We start from the raw sequence: 16,384 nt of genomic DNA on the forward strand, positions 1-16,384 counted from the left end.
GAGACTGATTAACTGCCCCGCTAGTCCGTCGTTTAAAAACCGGCTTTCCTTTTCAACAAACGTTTTCTTTATATCTATAATAATTCTTGTAAACCAATATGTAAAATGCTATTATTTTATTATATTGATATCAAAAATGATATAATTAAGGGGGTAAATGTGAAGTGACAGTACGTCATATGAAAATATTTCTTCAGGTATATCAGACACAGAACATTACAAGGGCAGCGGAATTACTGCATATGACTCAACCGGCAGTTACCAGGGCAATTCAGGAAATAGAAAATTATTATGGAGTCTGCCTGTTTGAGCGGATGAACAGACGGCTTTTTATAACGGAGCTTGGAAAGCAGTTCTATGCACAGGCTTTGCATATTGTAGACGCATTTGACCGGATGGAAACAGGATTGCGGAATTGGGATACCTTTGGTATATTGCGTATAGGTGCAAGTATCACCTTAGGCAACAACCTGCTGCCTGATTTGGTTAACCAATTTCAGATGAATCATTCTAATATGAAGATAAAAGCAACCATAGCAAACGGTTCCGATCTTCAGAGAGCATTATTAGTTAATCAGCTGGATCTTGCTTTGATCGAAGGCGGTGTGTGGGAGGAGGAATTGCTTACGGAAGTTTTTGATGAAGACCGCCTGGTACTGATTCTCCCTCCCGGACACAAATTATTGTCCCAGGATAAAATTATTTTAAATGACCTGCTTACTTATCCGTTTCTGCTGCGGGAAAAAGACAGCAACGGACGTGCTTTCTTAGATAATATTTTTGCACTGCGGGGTATCTCACTCCAGCCCATGTGGGAAAGTGCCAGTACTCAGGCAATTGTCAAAGCTGTAAGCTTCGGTCTGGGAATATCCTTTCTGCCGGAGCAGTTGATTCGCCGGGATCTTGCAAACGGAATTATATGTACTCATGATGTAGCGGATGTAGATTTAACCAGGAAACACTATCTCGTATGGCATAAGAATAAATACTTAACCAATGCCATGGCAGATTTCATATCATTGTGTAAATCCTGACAACAAATTTAATATGTTTTTTACTTTGCAAATATATTGAAATTAGGTATTATGTATAAGAGGGAACCAGATTAGAAACATATAATTGCTTAGACACCCCTTGTATTAGACTAATCTCTATTGAAAGAGTCTTGCAAGCCAGACTCAGCGCCGACATGCTGTCACGGTAATGACACTCTTCCTTATGCGCGTCGTGTGCATTCTGCCCTGTAGGGCTTTTTATTTCATAGAAATTTCCCATGAAATAAAAAATGGACACCGAAAGGAGTATTGATATGTTAGTTGAAGAACGATATGCTATCATATTAAAATTAGTAGAAGAAAGAGGAAAAGTAACAGTTCCTGAACTCATGGAATTATTGTGTACTTCTAAAGAAACCATAAGAAGGGATTTACTTTTTCTGAATAAACAAAATAAAATTAAAAAAGTTCATGGTGGGGCAATGAAAATAGAATCCTCACTCTATGAAGCCAAATATAGTGACCGTGCAAGGGTTAATCTAAAATCCAAGGAACGAATCGGTAAATTGGCTGCAGGTTATATCAAGGATTTTGATGTTATTGAAATTGACGTTGGCACCACTGCCTTAGAAGTAGCGAAACACATAAAAGGAGTTCAGGAAATAAAAGTGATTACATATTCCATTCCTGCTCTGCAAGTACTCATTCAAAAGAAAGAAAAAGGCGATTTTACGGGAGAAATTATTTTTATCGGAGGTTCCGTAGACTGTCAACGGTTAATGACTTCCGGACCGAGTTTAATGGAGCAGCTAAAGCCATTAAGTTTTGATAAAGCTTTCATCGGGGTTTCCGGATTATCGGACAATGGGCCAATGACATATAATATCAATGAGGGTTATGTGCAAAAGATGTTGGTAAATAATTCCAATGAAGTATTTGCTATTATGGACTCTACTAAGGTACAAAAGCGGTCACTCTTTAATTTTTGCGATTTCAGTAAAATTCATTATCTGATTACGGATGATTGCGATATGCCTGATACTATAAAAAAATCTTTAAAAGAAAATAATATAAAATGGATTAAATAAGACCTGAAATTTAGGTCTTTTTTTTATGCATTCAGATAAGTACACCAATTTTATTCAAATAGGAGGTACACAAAACAACTCATTTTAACACACAAAAACACACTTTAACACACATTTAACAAATGAATTACACTAGATTAATAAAATACTGTTATATTCTAAAGGAATCACAAGACCAGAGGAGTAAGATAGTTTAATAGCAAAAGCCACAAGGCTGGTGGAAGGCGGTGAATTATAAAGAACCAACCCAATAAAAATCATTTACAAGGAGAAATGTTTATGAGAAATATAGTATATCTAGATAAAAAGAATAAGAAATATAAGGGTAACACGCATTTACATACCAAGTGGTCTGACGGAAAACTGGACGCAGAAGAAGTGGTGGAACGATACAAAGATCTTGGATATCATTTCCTTTGCTTTAGCGATCATGAAATTTATACCCGTACAAATGAGTTTGATACCGAAACATTTATCACAATACCTGGAATGGAACGTGGAGGCCTAAATCCTGCCTTTACCACAAACGATAATATTGGTTTTCACTTTACCGTATTGGATGACCCAAACATCATGGTACCGGAACGCTATTATCATTTGCAGCAATTTGAATATCCTCAGAAATGGGAGGGCGACCTAAGTGTTACCCAATGTATCAGACGTTTGGAGGAGCATGGCAACTTAGTTATTCTAAATCATCCCGAGTGGCATATGACCGCCTTTGAAGTAATGAAGCAATATGATTTTTTCGCCGTAGAAATTTATAATCACGCTACAGAGTGGAGTCTTTCAACCAGTTATGGAACCGCTTATTGGGATTATGCCCTTCAAAATGGAAAACGTCTATTTGCTATAGCGGCAGATGACTCCCATGATTATAACAAAGATAAGAAAATTTTGGAATATGGCGGAGGATGGATTGTAGTAGATAGTGATAAACTCACACATAGAGAATTAATGAAAAATATAAAAGAAGGTAATTATTATTCCAGTTCCGGACCGGAGATTTATGATTTCCGTGTCGAAGATGGCAAGGTGAAAATACAGTGTTCCCAAGTGCAAGCTATCATGTTTAAATCCTGGCCCGTTCGCGGCGACTTTATAATTGACCGTGATGGCTCACCTTTAACCGGAGCAACTCTTAAGATTAACCCTCTTATGACCTATGTTCGTGTGGAATGTATTGACTGTAATGGCAAGACGGCATGGACAAACCCTATCTTTATAAAAGATTTACTTTAAATGAGTGGCGTGGTCACTAAAAATTAATAAAGCATTCTAAAGGTTGAAAGAAAATATAAGAATTGAAAGGATGCCACAATACGATTCTTTCGACCTGCGAAACTTTTGTTTCGCATTTTATTCTGTGGCAGTATCGCAAAGGACTTGCGATATGTAATGGGTGTAAAAATGAAAAAATTAACCTGTGTTTTTCTTAGCCTTATTATGTTGACAGTAATGTTAAGTGGTTGCAGCAATACATTAAAAACAAATAAAAGCAGCCAAACAAGCAGCACAGCAGTAACTGATTCCAGACAAAGTACTACTGCTGACCAGAAAGAAAGTAAAAAGACCATAACCATAACCCGGCGCTTGGCAGAATGGGGAGCACGCGACGCTAATTTCCATGAAGCACTTAAGCGATTAAACAAAGAATTGGAACCTCAAAATGTCGAGGTAACTGTGGAGGAATGGCCTAAGGTTGACGATGATCAATTACTTCTTCAAGGCCAGGCTGGTAAGAAAGCAGATATTTTTATGAACTCAAGCGTAGATATCGGATGGGAGTTAGATGCCGGACTCATTAGAGATATTGACTGGGTTAAGGACGCTGCATTATTTAAAAATACCTCAGAAAACCTTATGAATATCATGTATTATAAGGGTCATTATTACGGTCTTATCCAGGATATGGATACTTCACCTGTATTTCTATCCCGTCCTGCATTAAAAAAATTAGGTATGAGTGATAATGATATTGATGGCTTAAGGGATAAAGTGATTAACGGAGAATTTGTGTTAAATGATTTAGTCGATTTAGCAAAAAAAGCCTTGGATCAGGGCCTGGTGGATACCGGTTTTGCTGTTGAAGATAAACGTTTTGAAGGATGGGGATATGCTTTTGGAATTACTAATTACGATCTGGACCAAAACAAATTAGTTTTCGATGAAAATGCAGTAAAAGACCTGTACAGTTTCTGGGCGGATGCTTCTAAAAAAGGTGTTATTAGTGAATCTATCGGTGATCTTAATACTGATTTATCAGCCCCCAAATTTATAGAAGGAAGTATTTTTGCATCTTTTGCAAGAACAGAATATTATTCCAAACTACGTGCCGCAAAGGGTATGGAAAATGATCCGGACGGATTTGATCAATGGTTTAATGAAAATGTAATCTGTATCCCCATTCCCGGTTCAAAAAAGGGGGGACATCCCGTATCTTATAGTAATCCTGCCATGATTTTTGTAGGTGCTGATGTTGATGATGAAAAAATGCCGTATGTACAACGCCTCATAGAATTGATGATGTCTCCGGATCTGCAAGTGGAACATACTCTCCTAAGCGGTAAATTACCTGTAACTCCGGATGCTTTTGACGATACTCGTATAAAAGATCTGAAATATTATAATGAACAATTATATATGATGGATTTCACATCTGTTCGTTCACCGCATCCATATTATGCCCGATTTATCGAGGGTTATTTGACCGGGGTTGACACTATTTTAGTAAGTAAAAAAGATGCGAATGCAGCATATGAGGCCTACCTGGCAGATACTAAACAAAACATTCCGGACAATGAAATTATATACAAATAAGGTATATTAATTATCTAAAATCACAAAAAAACTATATATAATTGCGAAACTCAAAATTTGTATTAATATGACATGCGATTCATACAATTTTAGAGCTGAAGCTTGTCCTTAATGGCAACTGAAGCTATAAAATTCGTATGAATTGTATGGAATATTTAGATAACTATGTTGTTTCGCAATTATCTACTATTCGTTTATATTTTAAGAGGAGCCAAATGAATGAATCATAAATACAAAAAGCCTTTTTTTAAGGTCGTTTATCCCTATCTTTTTATACTTCCTTTTGCAGTGATTACGATTATGTTTTTTATATTGCCGGCAATCTATACAATAATTATGGCTTTTACTGATATGGATGAAAAATTACAACTTAATTTTATCGGTTTCACAAATTTCACAAAAATATTTGATGATCCTAATTTACTGACAATCATCTTCAATTCACTCATATTTTGCTGTTTTGCTCTACTATGCTCTTTAATACTGGCAATTCTTATTTCTGTCAGTACACAATATTTTCTAAAAGGAACCATTTCAAGCACGTTTTATCGTGTCATCTGGCTGATTCCCAGTGTTATGCCCTCAGTCGTTTATGTAGCTTTCTGGAAATGGTTGTTTGACCCGACCTGGGATGGCTTTTTGAATAAACTAGTAAAGGTATTAGGAGCCAGGCAGCCAATGGCTTGGTTTAATAATTTTTCTATGGAAATTGTAATTATAGCAACTGTAATTGCCTCTGTATCCCAAAGTGTAATTTTACTATCTTCTGCTATTAATTCGATTCCCAATGATTTGTATAAGGCTGCTCAAGTTGATGGAGCTTGTGAGAAATCAATTATTTATAAAATTATACTGCCAACTTTAAGATGGCCTTTGATGTATATCACGATTTCAAATTCCATTGGTTATTTGGCAAGCTATTTTTTTATCATGCTTTTAACTAATGGGGGACCATTAAAGAAAACAACAACCGTTTCACTCTATGCGTACCAGCAAGCCTTTGATATGAGGCAGTACGGTTATGGCGCAGCTATTTCCTTAATCGTTGTTTTTTTTGCTCTTGTTTTAACTTTTATACTTATTCGCTTATTTGATTTTGATAGTATGGTACAACCATCACGTATAGAGGATTAGGAGGTATACGAATTGAATAAAAAAATTCTACTTAGAAAACTTTTTGCCAATACGATTATGACTATGCTGGTGTTACCTATTATTTTTATGATTGCCTGGTATATTCTTTCATCGACTTACAATTATTCATCCGGCGAAATTTCTTTTCAAAATTTTAGTTTTTTATATACTGATATCAATTTTCAAGGAATCTATCTGCCTATGATCTGGCCCATTGTTCTCAATACTTTGGTTTATTCTCTGATTATCGTAATTGTTGAAGTTACTGTGGCTGTTCCGGCAGCTTATGCATTTTCCAGGTTAGAATTTCGTGGACGTAAGGCAGCTATGAAGTTTTTATTTATCATGCGTGCCTTTCCGGGTATTACACTAATTATCGCCACTTTTCTGATTATATTAAAGCTAAGGATTATTAATACCTATTTAGGGGTTGTACTAGTGGCTGTTTCAGGGTCCTTACCCGGACAAATCTATATCATGAAAGGTTTTTTTGATGAAGTTCCCTGGGATTTAGAATGGGCATCTATGGTAGATGGGACAACGAGATGGCGCGCTTTTAAAAAGGTATTATTACCGGCTGTAAGCTCAGGAATTGGGGCGATTGCTGTATTTGCATTTTTAGGTGCATACGGTGAATGGTTTTTATTCCGCTTATTTATCTTTGATGATACTGCCCTAACCATGGGTGGTTATTTAGCCAAGCTGGTATCAAAAGAGAATTCTATTTTAAGTTACGGTTTTATCACTGCCATTGGTTTGTTTTACACCCTCCCAGTCATAATTTTTTATATATTAAGCCAGAAAATTTTTATGCGTATTAACATAGGAGGAACGAAACGAGTATGATTCAATTAAAAAATATTGCAAAAATTTACCGGAATTCCAAAACCAAAGAAGAAACAAGAGCGGTAGACGGTGTGGATTTAGAAATAAAAAAAGGTGAATTTATCGCCTTATTAGGTCCTTCCGGATGTGGAAAGACTACAACATTAATGATGATTGCCGGTCTGATAAGACCTACAGACGGAGAAATTTATTTTGGTGATAAATTAGTCAATTATTTAGAACCAAAAGACCGTAATATTGGAATGGTTTTTCAGTCCTATGCCATTTATCCCCACTTAAAGGTAAAGGATAACATTGCTTTCCCATTACGTGAAAGGGGTATGAGTAAAAAAGAAGCCTATGAAAAAGCTAAGGCTATGGCAAAAACCTTACAAATCGAGCAGCTTTTCGAACGTAAACCCTCTCAGTTATCCGGTGGTCAGCAACAACGCGTTGCTATTGCCCGTGCCCTGGTAAAAAACCCCGATATCCTGTTATTGGATGAACCTATGTCCAACTTGGATGCACGATTAAAATTAGATGTCAGAGATGAAATTCGAGAAATACAACAAAGAATCGGTGTCACCACTGTGATTGTCACACACGATCAGGAGGAAGCGCAGGCAATTGCCGATAGAGTAGCGGTACTTGACAAAGGAAAAATACAACAATTTGACACTCCTCTTAACTTATATCATAAGCCGAGAAATTATTTTGTTGCTAATTTTTTAGGCAGCCCGCCTATGAATTTTATTGATGGAGTTCTTACGAAAAAAGGTAGCCACAAACAATTTGAGTCAAAAGGAATGATACTTCCCTTAAAAGATGGCCTACCGGATAAGTATATCGGCAAATCTCTTCGTCTTGGAATACGCCCACATGATATAAAAATAGTGGAACAATCCCACTGTCAGGTAAAGATTGAATTGTTAGAGTACTTAGGACATAGCGTACTTACGAAAGCCGTAAGTACAGAAGGAAATATTACTCTTCGATTTATACAGGATGGCGGAATTAACTCATCCTTGGGAGAAGTCTGTTATCTGGAGTTTATTAAGGAGAAAATCCATCTGTTTGATATGGATCAAAAGGGAATCAACATAGAATACCTGGATTAGAATCCTTACCGAAACAAAAGAAAAAGCTGCTATTGCTTATTATTACGAAAGAGGAACATTTAGAGGCTCTTTATACACTCCAAGAAAAGCACTTTATAATGAGAATTAAGAAGCCCTAGAACAATGAACTGACCACCATCATATGTTCTAAGGCTTATTCTTTCTATTTCTTAATACCGTGTTCCACTAATTTCTGCCACCGAAGATTATCTTTCATATATCCATAAGTTTCTTCATTCTGAAAACAATTCAATAGATTCTCATGGAGTTCATTACCGAAATCTCTGCTAACCTCTTTAAAGTTCATATGCTCATAAAGAGCAGATTTTGTAAAATCACAGATCTTATCAATATTGTTCAACATTTGTTCCATTGTATCTATTGTTTTATCCACATCTTTTACTGATGTCACCCACTCTAACATACTTGAATTCTCATGGTATTCACCCATTTCAAAAACCTCTGCTAATTGTTTTTGCTTTACAGCAAGTGAATATGCCTTTTCTTTATCGTTATCCTGCATTACCAGTATATAAATGCTGCCAAATACCATACTCATCATCTGATAGCCTGAGAATAACAGTTCTTCATATTCTTTATATGCTTGATTCACTCTCTCTGTTTTACTATAAATATATGCCTGTTTTCTCTTTCTCTCCGGATTTTCTCTGGAAAAGTAATTTAAATACTCTTCCGCTCTCTCATACTGTTCCTTTCTGGCATAAAATCCAAATAAAGAATCGGCGGCTCTATTTCTTATATTCTCATCTTGACTCTCCAAGGCTCGAACATAACAATTATTAATATAATTATCGTATTCTTCTGCATTTGGAATATCTTTTATCAAACGCCATGCATCTAAAACCACTGCCATTTGCCATATCAGCTGCTCACAGTCAGGATACTGTTCCGTTATACCCCTTGCCCAGAGGAAAACCTTATCATAACCATCCGTTTTTAATTTAGCTTCTGCTTCATATATAAAATTGTTTATTTCATCTGCTGTTAATTTTTCCTGAAAAGACAACAAGGTATTGAGGGAAATACCAAGCAATCTGGCAATAGGCGCCAATAACATTATGTCCGGTTGTGAATTTCCATTTTCCCACTTATTAACTGCCGGAGCCGTTACACCAAGTCGATTCGCCATCTCTTCCTGCGTCATATTTTTTCTTTTTCTATTTTCTCGTATAACTTCACCAATCTGCATATTATGATCCTCCGAATTGAAACTAATAAGCAATGGCCTTTGCTATCTCAATCATATCAGGAAAGATTCTTTCTTACAATTGAATGTGTGTTAATTATCAGTAAATAAAATTAACCATTCCTCATGTTGGTTGGTAGAAACTTACTTCTATAATTCTGCATGTTCTACACCCATCGCATATCGCAGGCAGGCCTGCGATACTGCCACAAATAAAAAGGAGTAAAAGAATCACACAGTGACAACTTATCCTTTTCAAAATTTTCTTTCACACTAATGTAACATGGTCTCACACTAACGCCCACGCTTTTTGGGCATAAAACCAGAAGAATAGCCTCTTTTGCTATTCTTCCAATGGCTCGCATGTTCTTGGCGAGACTATTCACACTAACGCCCATGCTCTATGGGCATAAATCCAGCAAAATAGCCTCTTTTGCTATTCTTCTAATGGCTCGCATGTTCTTGGCGAGACTATTCACACTAACGCCCATGCTCTATGGGCATAAATCCAGCAAAATAGCCTCTTTTGCTATTCTTCTAATGGCTCGCATGTCTTTTGCGAGACTATTCACACTAATCTCCTATATAAATGGAATATTTCATATCTTCATCTTGCGGAATTGAACTACCCATATATTGTTCTGTAAAAGTAAAGTATCCATCGGCCCCCATACTTTTTATCAACATATCGACAGAATCCTTAATCCTTAACATACATATAATCGGCTCTTGAAATAAAAATTGTAATTTACCTCTATTATTTAAGTCTATTGAGCTTGTTTGCTCAAGAGCATCATGTATTTCTTTGTTTGTAAATGGATCAAAAGCCATAAGCAATGCTTTTAACAGTTTTTCATTTTCTGCTGTTTGAAAACTGCTAATATCGTATTCCTCATCCGTCAAATATCCTTTAATCTGAAAAAGCGCCAGCGAAATTGCTTCCAAAAGTCTTCTGCTATTTGCTGTTGGATTCTTTCTATGAATTTTCAATAAATTTCCTTCCATAGGAAAAAGCATCATAGAATGCCCATCTTCCGATCCCTTTTTTATCGTTCCATATTGATTTTTCATCTGAGTACAAATCTTATCAAACTGATATTGTGTCACTTTTGTTGTCATTTGTTTTTCTCCTTTTCCAGCGAAATTTTAATGTCGAAATGCATACGGACTGTCCTTTCACGACAGGTTAACCCAATACATATTTGCTTTGTTTTATTATCAAAACTGTCTTTTTTTATCTCTGCTGCATATGTTATTCTTACTGTATTTCTGTTGTTAATGTATTGACCCATTACCATATTATACACAGACCAACGAAACAATTCAATGCAAGCAGAAAATTGTCCTCTAATTGGTCTTCTGGGTGTTATTATTCACGGAACTGCTGCTTTTTGGGAAGGGAACAGTAACCTTCCAGGCAATAATGTGCGATATTTTAAATATTATTTATTAGGTACGCTTCCAGTAACTGTCTGTCAATTTGTTTGAGCATTTCTCTGATACTGTTTCGGTGTAACTCCCATAATCAGCCGGAACTGTTTTATAAAATAGCTCTGACTTTCAAACCCACACTGTGCACAAATCTCACTATTAGCAGCATTTGATGACTTCAACAGATCAGCTGCAACTGCAATTCTTTTTCGTATCAGATATCTTATTGGAGTATCCTGGATCACTGCCACAAATGTCCTCTGACATTCTCGTACACATATTCCGGCTGCACCCGCAATATGTTCGACTGTTACTTTATCCATATAATGTTTATCAATCCAGTTGAGCATCTGCTTCAGGCGTTGTTCCTGCATCGTCTCAACCCTGATTGCCTGCTTTACCTTATGTCCGTTTAATAACAGGATAATCTTCGACATTGCATCCCTTACTGTAAATTCATAGCCTTCCGGCTCCAATTCGCAAGCATGGAACGCTGCATTGAAAAGAGATATCACCGCTGTGCTGCCTGTATCTCTCAGGTTAAGCACCCAGGAGGATGATCCTCCCTTTACAAAGGGGGTGACATATTTTTCATCGAACACACTTCCGGTATGTCCTGCTATAACGGACCGGTCAAATACAACAGAGCGATACCTGCAGGGCTGATCCGTGTTACAGATTATTCCATGCAGGACGTCCGAATTTACGAAATACCCCTCGCCCGGTCGCAGAACATAGGAATGATCTGCAAATATAATCTGCACCATTCCTTCCTCCAGCATAAATATTTCAAGCTCACTATGCCAATGAAGAGCTATTTCACCTCCGATATAATTATGAATATCACCGATATAAGCATTACAGGGAAAACCTGGTGTTCCACGCTTTTTGATTTCTTTTCTTTCCTCATTCAAAGGAATTATATTAGCAGTCGACAGCATGCTTTTTCATCTCCTTGTCCCTTATTATACATATATCCGTGGTTTCTATGTTTGTCGTAATAATTATATTATATGTCGTATATCAGAAAGACTCAATGTATTTCTTTCGCTATAATTATATTTACAAGGGATAAAGTAACATTTCTGATACCACTGTTGCCGAAACCGTTCCCTTACCAAAAGGAGGTCTTAACTAATGTCTCTTCCTATTGTATACAGTATTGCCCGCCGTACAATGATTTCAAATGTGATATATCTGGCTCGGGACAGTAAATGTGACAACTATCGAAAATTATATCTGAATTATGCTCTGCAACTGATTGAACTCACCGCAAAGGAGACTCTTATGCAATATAATCATATCGTATTTGATTTGGATGGAACACTGATTGATACCGAAAATGCCATTTTGAAGACCTGGCAGTACACACTTGAAACATATGGTCATAAATATTCTCTTGAAAATCTGAGGATTGTATTGGGAATTCCGACCCTTGATGCCCTTAAACTGCTTGAAGCATTTGTAGATCAGGATTTTGAAAATAAATGGATTCAAAATTACAGCAAGTTCTCAGATCAGGCCGAGTTTTTCCCGGGTGTAGAAGACATGCTGCAATTTATGAAAAAAAGCGGATTTCATCTTGGCATTGTCACTTCCAGAAAGAGAACGGAATATGAAAGCTATTTCCGCAAATTCAACCTAAAGCAAATATTTGAACTAATTGTCTGTGCAGACGATACACTGCGGCACAAACCGGATCCTGCACCGCTTCTTTATTATGCAGAAAAAACCGGTACAACACCCGATTCAAACATCTATATCGGCGATATGCCAACCGATATAACATGTGCGAATGCGGCTGGTTTTGCCTCCGGACTTGTGACCTGGAACCAATCCTCTGTTTTAGAACCTGCTGCAGATTACATTTTTACATCGCCTGAGGATCTTCTGAAGCTGTACAATATCTAGGTCTACACAGTAATCCATATACCCCGCTGCATATTTGCTCCGGAATACGAAATAAATGTCCGTAGCCTGGTTCCGACCGGACAGGCTACGGTACTTAACGCATCAAATTGCTTGGATTATTATCTGAAGCTTTCATTTAATTTCTAACCGGTTGAAACATGATATTTAAGTAACCATCTTCAAATTTTGCACTTGTAATCTCTTTATCATTTACTTCACTTGGAATTGGAAAGCGACGCACCTCATTTTTGATCGCCAGGATGATTTCCTGTGCTTCCTGTCGTAAATCAAGCGACTCTTTCTCTGCAAACGGAAGTAAAATACGGAGTGAAACCTTATCCTCTTCTAACCGCTTAACCTGGTAAATTTCTTTACTGAATAATACTTTTAGTGGATCAACCTCTTCAAATAAAATTTCTCCTGCTTCTTTTAATACCTCTAGTGTACGAAGTTCTTTTGATAATAAAGGCAGCCTTAATTTCGGTACTTCAGAAAAGCTTTGATTGATTTCTTCTAACCTGTCCTGCTGCATAAGCACCCATTTTGAAAAGTATCCCTCCATCGCTTCTTTTGGATATATACGATTTACAATAATTGCATCAACATTATAATTATAAAGATATAGACAGGTAAAATTACGTTTTGTTTCACTAATGACTATCTTTTCAGGGGTTGTAACAATACGCAGACTTACAATCTCTTTATTTAACATCAAGGTTTGTAAAGCGGCCAACTTATCCATCAAAAATGTAAGGTCATCAAAGACATTATCTTTTGGCATCGGAATCTTCATCACCTTTTCTACTACTGGACCTGCAACTTTCGCTGCTTTTCGTTTTATTGGCAATACTTTATCGAATATCCCCGAGAGTTTTTCCGGATATTTAAGCAAAGCTAATGTCTCCCCCGTCGGTGCACAATCAACAATTAATGCATCGTATTGATTTTGTTCATAGATATCTAATATTTTAAAAAGAGAAAAAAGTTCTTCAAGACCCGGAAATACCAGAAGTTCTTCGACTTCAATACTATTTTCACTTTGGACGGTTAGTAGTTGTTTAAAATAATTTTTTAGATTTCCCCAACTCTTCTCGCTTTCATAAACCGTATCGATTTCTAATGCATCAATTGAATTCGTTACTCTCGTAATTTCTTTTCCCAATTTAATGCCAAATGAATCACCCAGACTGTGTGCCTGGTCTGTACTCATAATCATTACTTTTTTCCCTGTTTCCGCAATTTTACATGCAGTTGCCGCAGCAACACTGGTTTTGCCAACGCCACCTTTACCGGTGTATATAATCACTCTCATAATCTCATCCACTTTCCCTTAATCAATCTTGATTTTATTTGATTTTGATGCCTCGGTTCGATTTACATTCTCTTGCGTTGTATGATGATCCTTTGTCTTATTTGCACTTTCCTCATTATTTGCTTCAGACTGATACTGCACTGCTAAGTTAGCAATTTCCATCACTCCCTCCATAAATAATTCTTTCAATTCATGTTCTATGACCTCAAAATGACGGTTCGCACTTTCGGGAAACAATTTTCTGAATGCCATTTTTTGATATTTACCTGCTTCTAAAACTCTGCCTAACATTTCACTGCGCATCTGCACCCTCTCCTTTCTCAAATTGAATATACAAACAATCCTGCTCATATTTGGCACTAGCAATCATATACTTTCTTAATACATTGGGTAATGGGATATTCCGTTTAAAATTACCGATTTTTAGTACCACATCCGTATTGGTCTGAAACAAATCAATCTCTTTCTTATCAACAAACGGCAGATGAACTTTTAATAAATATCCACTATCATTAGTTTCAAATGTCTCTCTATTTGATATTTCAACTTGAGTAAAGACGTTACCTTTTTCTAAAACATCATTGCAAATCCTTACAATTGCATTGATTCCCTTGATTTCTTCTTCATACCAAGGTACACGGTACATCGGTAATGCCTGAAAACTCTGTTTGATCTCATCCATGTAGGTTGATTGTATTGCCAGCCATTGATCAAAAAAAGAATTATTAATATCTTTTGGCAAGATACGGTTAATATAAATTCCATCTACATTGAAATTGTATAAATTCATATACATATAATTTCTTTTGGTTTCTTCTACTACCATTTTCTCAGGAATGGTAACCAGACGAATACTTGTAACTTCTCTGTCTTTCAGTAATTCCTGCAGTTGAAACAATTCATAATATAGTTTTTCAATATCGTTCATAGCTACTTTATTTGGCAGTGAAACTTTAAACATCTGCTTGGAAATCGGTGAGAGAACACGAACCGCAACTTTACCAATCGGAAATAACTTCTCCATATACCAGGATAAAAGCTCCGGAAACTTTAACAGTGACAACGTTTCTCCCGTGGGTGCACAATCCACAATGATTCTTTCATACGTATTGGCTTGATATATTTTTGCAATCTTTAAAAGTGCAAATAATTCTTCCATTCCTGGCACCATACCAAATTCTTGTATATTTTCACCATAGGAAACCGGCAGCATTTTTTTGATTGCAGCTGTCATATCTTTAAAGTCATTTTCCATTATGGTATTCGGATCAATTTCATAAATATCTAAATGTTCCATTAAGTTGATTGGTTCACTTCCCAGCTTAGTTTCAAAAATATCTCCTAAATTATGTGCCATATCCGTACTGACTAGTAATGTATCAATCCCTTGTCTGGCACTCATATAGGCATGGGCGGAACTGATACAGCTTTTTCCAACGCCGCCTTTTCCTGTAAAAATGTAAATGTGACTCATATCCAATCCCTCCTAATATTAGATAAATAGTTTAAAAGAAAATTTAATTCAATAGCAGAATAGTTCCTTGTTCGAAGTATTGTTTTAAAAGAAAAGGAATCTTATCAATTCCTTTTTCAATTTATTCTATTGTAATTTTTCTCACTATTTGGTGTTGCGTATCTTGTATCCGCTCTTCTTTCATTATATCAACAACGCGGTCCATCATACGAACGAATAGTTTAATTTCTTCTTGTGAAAAAGATTGCATTATTTTTGAAGCATAAAATACTACTTCTTTGATAATAGATTGAATCTGTGCTTCTCCCTTAATCCCTAAAGTTATGGTTACCACTCGTTTATCCTCTTGACTTCTTTGCCGGCTGATCAGTTTCCTTTTTTCCATTCTGGAAATGATACCGGTTGCTGTATTAAGAGGAGCATGAATATACTCTGCGATCTGTGTCATATTCACTTCTTGGGTTCGATATAGCAGCCAAAGGACTAAAATTTCATTCTTTGTACAATCTAATAAAATATTTTCCCAAATTTCAGAAGAAAGCAAATCCTTCACTTGATCAACATATTTATAAATTTGTTGTTCTATTTGCTGAAATTCCAATAAAATCATCCCTCTGCTATATATTTCTTCTATCGAAGTAATTTAATTCTATACCCGAAGTATCTTTTTGTCAAGTAATATTTTTTAAATATGTATAATAGTAATAGTTAGTGTATTTTTCACAATATTGTAGCCTTTGATATTGAGGTTACTTTATGCAATGTTGTATATGTAAATCTTATTAATAATAGCATTTTGTGCACTCACAACCAAAAAGTGATAATAGCAAATGAGTTTTCTTATGAAAATGCTAGAAGCCATTGTGGTCCACCGGCCTAGCCGGTGGTTTTTTTAAGATAACCCTGCAAGAAGAAACTCCATCTAATTTTAACTAGATGGGGTTTTGTATTTTCGAACTAGGTTTATAATACTATATAGTTTTTAGCTTTCGTAAGTTCTTAGTTGTCTGCTCATACACTGATTCGACAAAATGGAATTCACAAATATGTTTTTCAGCATACATAAATG

The 16,384-nt window shown here is 36.2% G+C and carries 15 protein-coding genes; 8 read left to right on the forward strand and 7 right to left on the reverse strand.

Translation table 11 applies throughout. The features are described 5' to 3' along the window. Window positions 1-164: 164 nt before the first annotated feature. The 7 genes from RBU59_RS12270 (at window position 165) to RBU59_RS12300 (ending at window position 7,980) form a co-directional block, all read left to right on the forward strand. Window positions 165-1,034, forward strand: coding sequence for a LysR family transcriptional regulator (locus RBU59_RS12270; RefSeq protein ID WP_308148157.1), 870 nt, complete (start codon window positions 165-167; stop codon window positions 1,032-1,034). Between the two features lie 275 nt (window positions 1,035-1,309). Further along, a complete protein-coding gene (locus RBU59_RS12275) occupies window positions 1,310-2,083 on the forward strand; it encodes a DeoR/GlpR family DNA-binding transcription regulator (RefSeq protein ID WP_308148158.1) in 774 nt (257 codons plus the stop codon). Window positions 2,084-2,362: 279 nt separating this feature from the next. Continuing rightward, window positions 2,363-3,325, forward strand: coding sequence for a PHP domain-containing protein (locus tag RBU59_RS12280; protein ID WP_308148159.1), 963 nt, complete (start codon window positions 2,363-2,365; stop codon window positions 3,323-3,325). A 168-nt stretch (window positions 3,326-3,493) separates the two neighbouring features. Next, window positions 3,494-4,903: an ABC transporter substrate-binding protein gene (locus RBU59_RS12285; RefSeq protein ID WP_308148160.1), complete on the forward strand. Its 1,410-nt coding sequence runs from the start codon at window positions 3,494-3,496 to the stop codon at window positions 4,901-4,903. A 219-nt stretch (window positions 4,904-5,122) separates the two neighbouring features. After that, complete coding sequence (locus RBU59_RS12290) at window positions 5,123-6,037, forward strand: carbohydrate ABC transporter permease (protein ID WP_308148161.1); 915 nt, start codon at window positions 5,123-5,125, stop codon at window positions 6,035-6,037. 12 nt (window positions 6,038-6,049) lie between these two features. Then, window positions 6,050-6,883: a carbohydrate ABC transporter permease gene (locus RBU59_RS12295; RefSeq protein ID WP_308148162.1), complete on the forward strand. Its 834-nt coding sequence runs from the start codon at window positions 6,050-6,052 to the stop codon at window positions 6,881-6,883. Continuing rightward, the gene (locus tag RBU59_RS12300) at window positions 6,880-7,980 is read left to right on the forward strand and encodes an ABC transporter ATP-binding protein (protein ID WP_308148163.1); all 1,101 of its coding nucleotides are present in this window, start codon (window positions 6,880-6,882) and stop codon (window positions 7,978-7,980) included. Before RBU59_RS12295 ends, RBU59_RS12300 begins: the two co-directional genes overlap by 4 nt. A gap of 163 nt (window positions 7,981-8,143) precedes the next feature. Here the strand turns inward: RBU59_RS12300 and RBU59_RS12305 are convergent, their stop codons facing one another. From RBU59_RS12305 to RBU59_RS12315, 3 genes are all read right to left on the reverse strand, one after another. Further along, a complete protein-coding gene (locus RBU59_RS12305; protein WP_308148164.1) occupies window positions 8,144-9,190 on the reverse strand; it encodes a helix-turn-helix domain-containing protein in 1,047 nt (348 codons plus the stop codon). Window positions 9,191-9,760: 570 nt separating this feature from the next. Continuing rightward, window positions 9,761-10,306 (reverse strand): hypothetical protein, encoded by a 546-nt coding sequence (locus tag RBU59_RS12310; protein WP_308148165.1) that lies wholly within the window; start codon window positions 10,304-10,306, stop codon window positions 9,761-9,763. 356 nt (window positions 10,307-10,662) lie between these two features. Continuing rightward, window positions 10,663-11,559 carry a helix-turn-helix domain-containing protein gene (locus RBU59_RS12315; protein WP_308148166.1) on the reverse strand — a complete coding sequence of 299 codons (897 nt, stop codon included), beginning with the start codon at window positions 11,557-11,559 and terminating at the stop codon, window positions 10,663-10,665. A 196-nt stretch (window positions 11,560-11,755) separates the two neighbouring features. Here RBU59_RS12315 and RBU59_RS12320 point away from each other — a divergent pair, with 196 nt between their 5' ends. Next, complete coding sequence (locus RBU59_RS12320) at window positions 11,756-12,529, forward strand: HAD family hydrolase (protein WP_308148167.1); 774 nt, start codon at window positions 11,756-11,758, stop codon at window positions 12,527-12,529. Between the two features lie 136 nt (window positions 12,530-12,665). On the opposite strand, the gene RBU59_RS12325 is transcribed toward RBU59_RS12320, so the two are convergent. The 4 genes from RBU59_RS12325 to RBU59_RS12340 form a co-directional block, all read right to left on the reverse strand. Further along, entirely contained in the window at window positions 12,666-13,841 is a 1,176-nt protein-coding gene (locus tag RBU59_RS12325) for an ArsA family ATPase (protein WP_308148168.1), read from the reverse strand. Window positions 13,842-13,859: 18 nt separating this feature from the next. Next, the gene (locus tag RBU59_RS12330; protein WP_308148169.1) at window positions 13,860-14,144 is read right to left on the reverse strand and encodes a hypothetical protein; all 285 of its coding nucleotides are present in this window, start codon (window positions 14,142-14,144) and stop codon (window positions 13,860-13,862) included. After that, a complete protein-coding gene (locus RBU59_RS12335; protein WP_308148170.1) occupies window positions 14,134-15,315 on the reverse strand; it encodes an ArsA family ATPase in 1,182 nt (393 codons plus the stop codon). Before RBU59_RS12335 ends, RBU59_RS12330 begins: the two co-directional genes overlap by 11 nt. A 121-nt stretch (window positions 15,316-15,436) precedes the next feature. Beyond that, window positions 15,437-15,916 (reverse strand): MarR family winged helix-turn-helix transcriptional regulator, encoded by a 480-nt coding sequence (locus RBU59_RS12340; protein WP_308148171.1) that lies wholly within the window; start codon window positions 15,914-15,916, stop codon window positions 15,437-15,439. Window positions 15,917-16,384 lie beyond the last annotated feature (468 nt).

The sequence above is a fragment of the Anaerocolumna sp. MB42-C2 genome, assembly GCF_030913705.1.
GTDB lineage: Bacteria > Bacillota > Clostridia > Lachnospirales > Lachnospiraceae > Anaerocolumna.

What these genes read in the sequence shown, in the direction of transcription:
- RBU59_RS12325 (WP_308148168.1), bottom strand. Translation starts at nt 13,841, where the DNA reads ATGAGAGTGATTATATACACCGGTAAAGGTGGCGTTGGCAAAACCAGT.
- RBU59_RS12315 (WP_308148166.1), bottom strand. Translation starts at nt 11,559, where the DNA reads ATGCTGTCGACTGCTAATATAATTCCTTTGAATGAGGAAAGAAAAGAA.
- RBU59_RS12310 (WP_308148165.1), bottom strand. Translation starts at nt 10,306, where the DNA reads ATGACAACAAAAGTGACACAATATCAGTTTGATAAGATTTGTACTCAG.
- RBU59_RS12280 (WP_308148159.1), top strand. Translation starts at nt 2,363, where the DNA reads ATGAGAAATATAGTATATCTAGATAAAAAGAATAAGAAATATAAGGGT.
- RBU59_RS12305 (WP_308148164.1), bottom strand. Translation starts at nt 9,190, where the DNA reads ATGCAGATTGGTGAAGTTATACGAGAAAATAGAAAAAGAAAAAATATG.
- RBU59_RS12285 (WP_308148160.1), top strand. Translation starts at nt 3,494, where the DNA reads ATGAAAAAATTAACCTGTGTTTTTCTTAGCCTTATTATGTTGACAGTA.
- RBU59_RS12330 (WP_308148169.1), bottom strand. Translation starts at nt 14,144, where the DNA reads ATGCGCAGTGAAATGTTAGGCAGAGTTTTAGAAGCAGGTAAATATCAA.
- RBU59_RS12320 (WP_308148167.1), top strand. Translation starts at nt 11,756, where the DNA reads ATGTCTCTTCCTATTGTATACAGTATTGCCCGCCGTACAATGATTTCA.
- RBU59_RS12300 (WP_308148163.1), top strand. Translation starts at nt 6,880, where the DNA reads ATGATTCAATTAAAAAATATTGCAAAAATTTACCGGAATTCCAAAACC.
- RBU59_RS12290 (WP_308148161.1), top strand. Translation starts at nt 5,123, where the DNA reads ATGAATCATAAATACAAAAAGCCTTTTTTTAAGGTCGTTTATCCCTAT.
- RBU59_RS12275 (WP_308148158.1), top strand. Translation starts at nt 1,310, where the DNA reads ATGTTAGTTGAAGAACGATATGCTATCATATTAAAATTAGTAGAAGAA.
- RBU59_RS12335 (WP_308148170.1), bottom strand. Translation starts at nt 15,315, where the DNA reads ATGAGTCACATTTACATTTTTACAGGAAAAGGCGGCGTTGGAAAAAGC.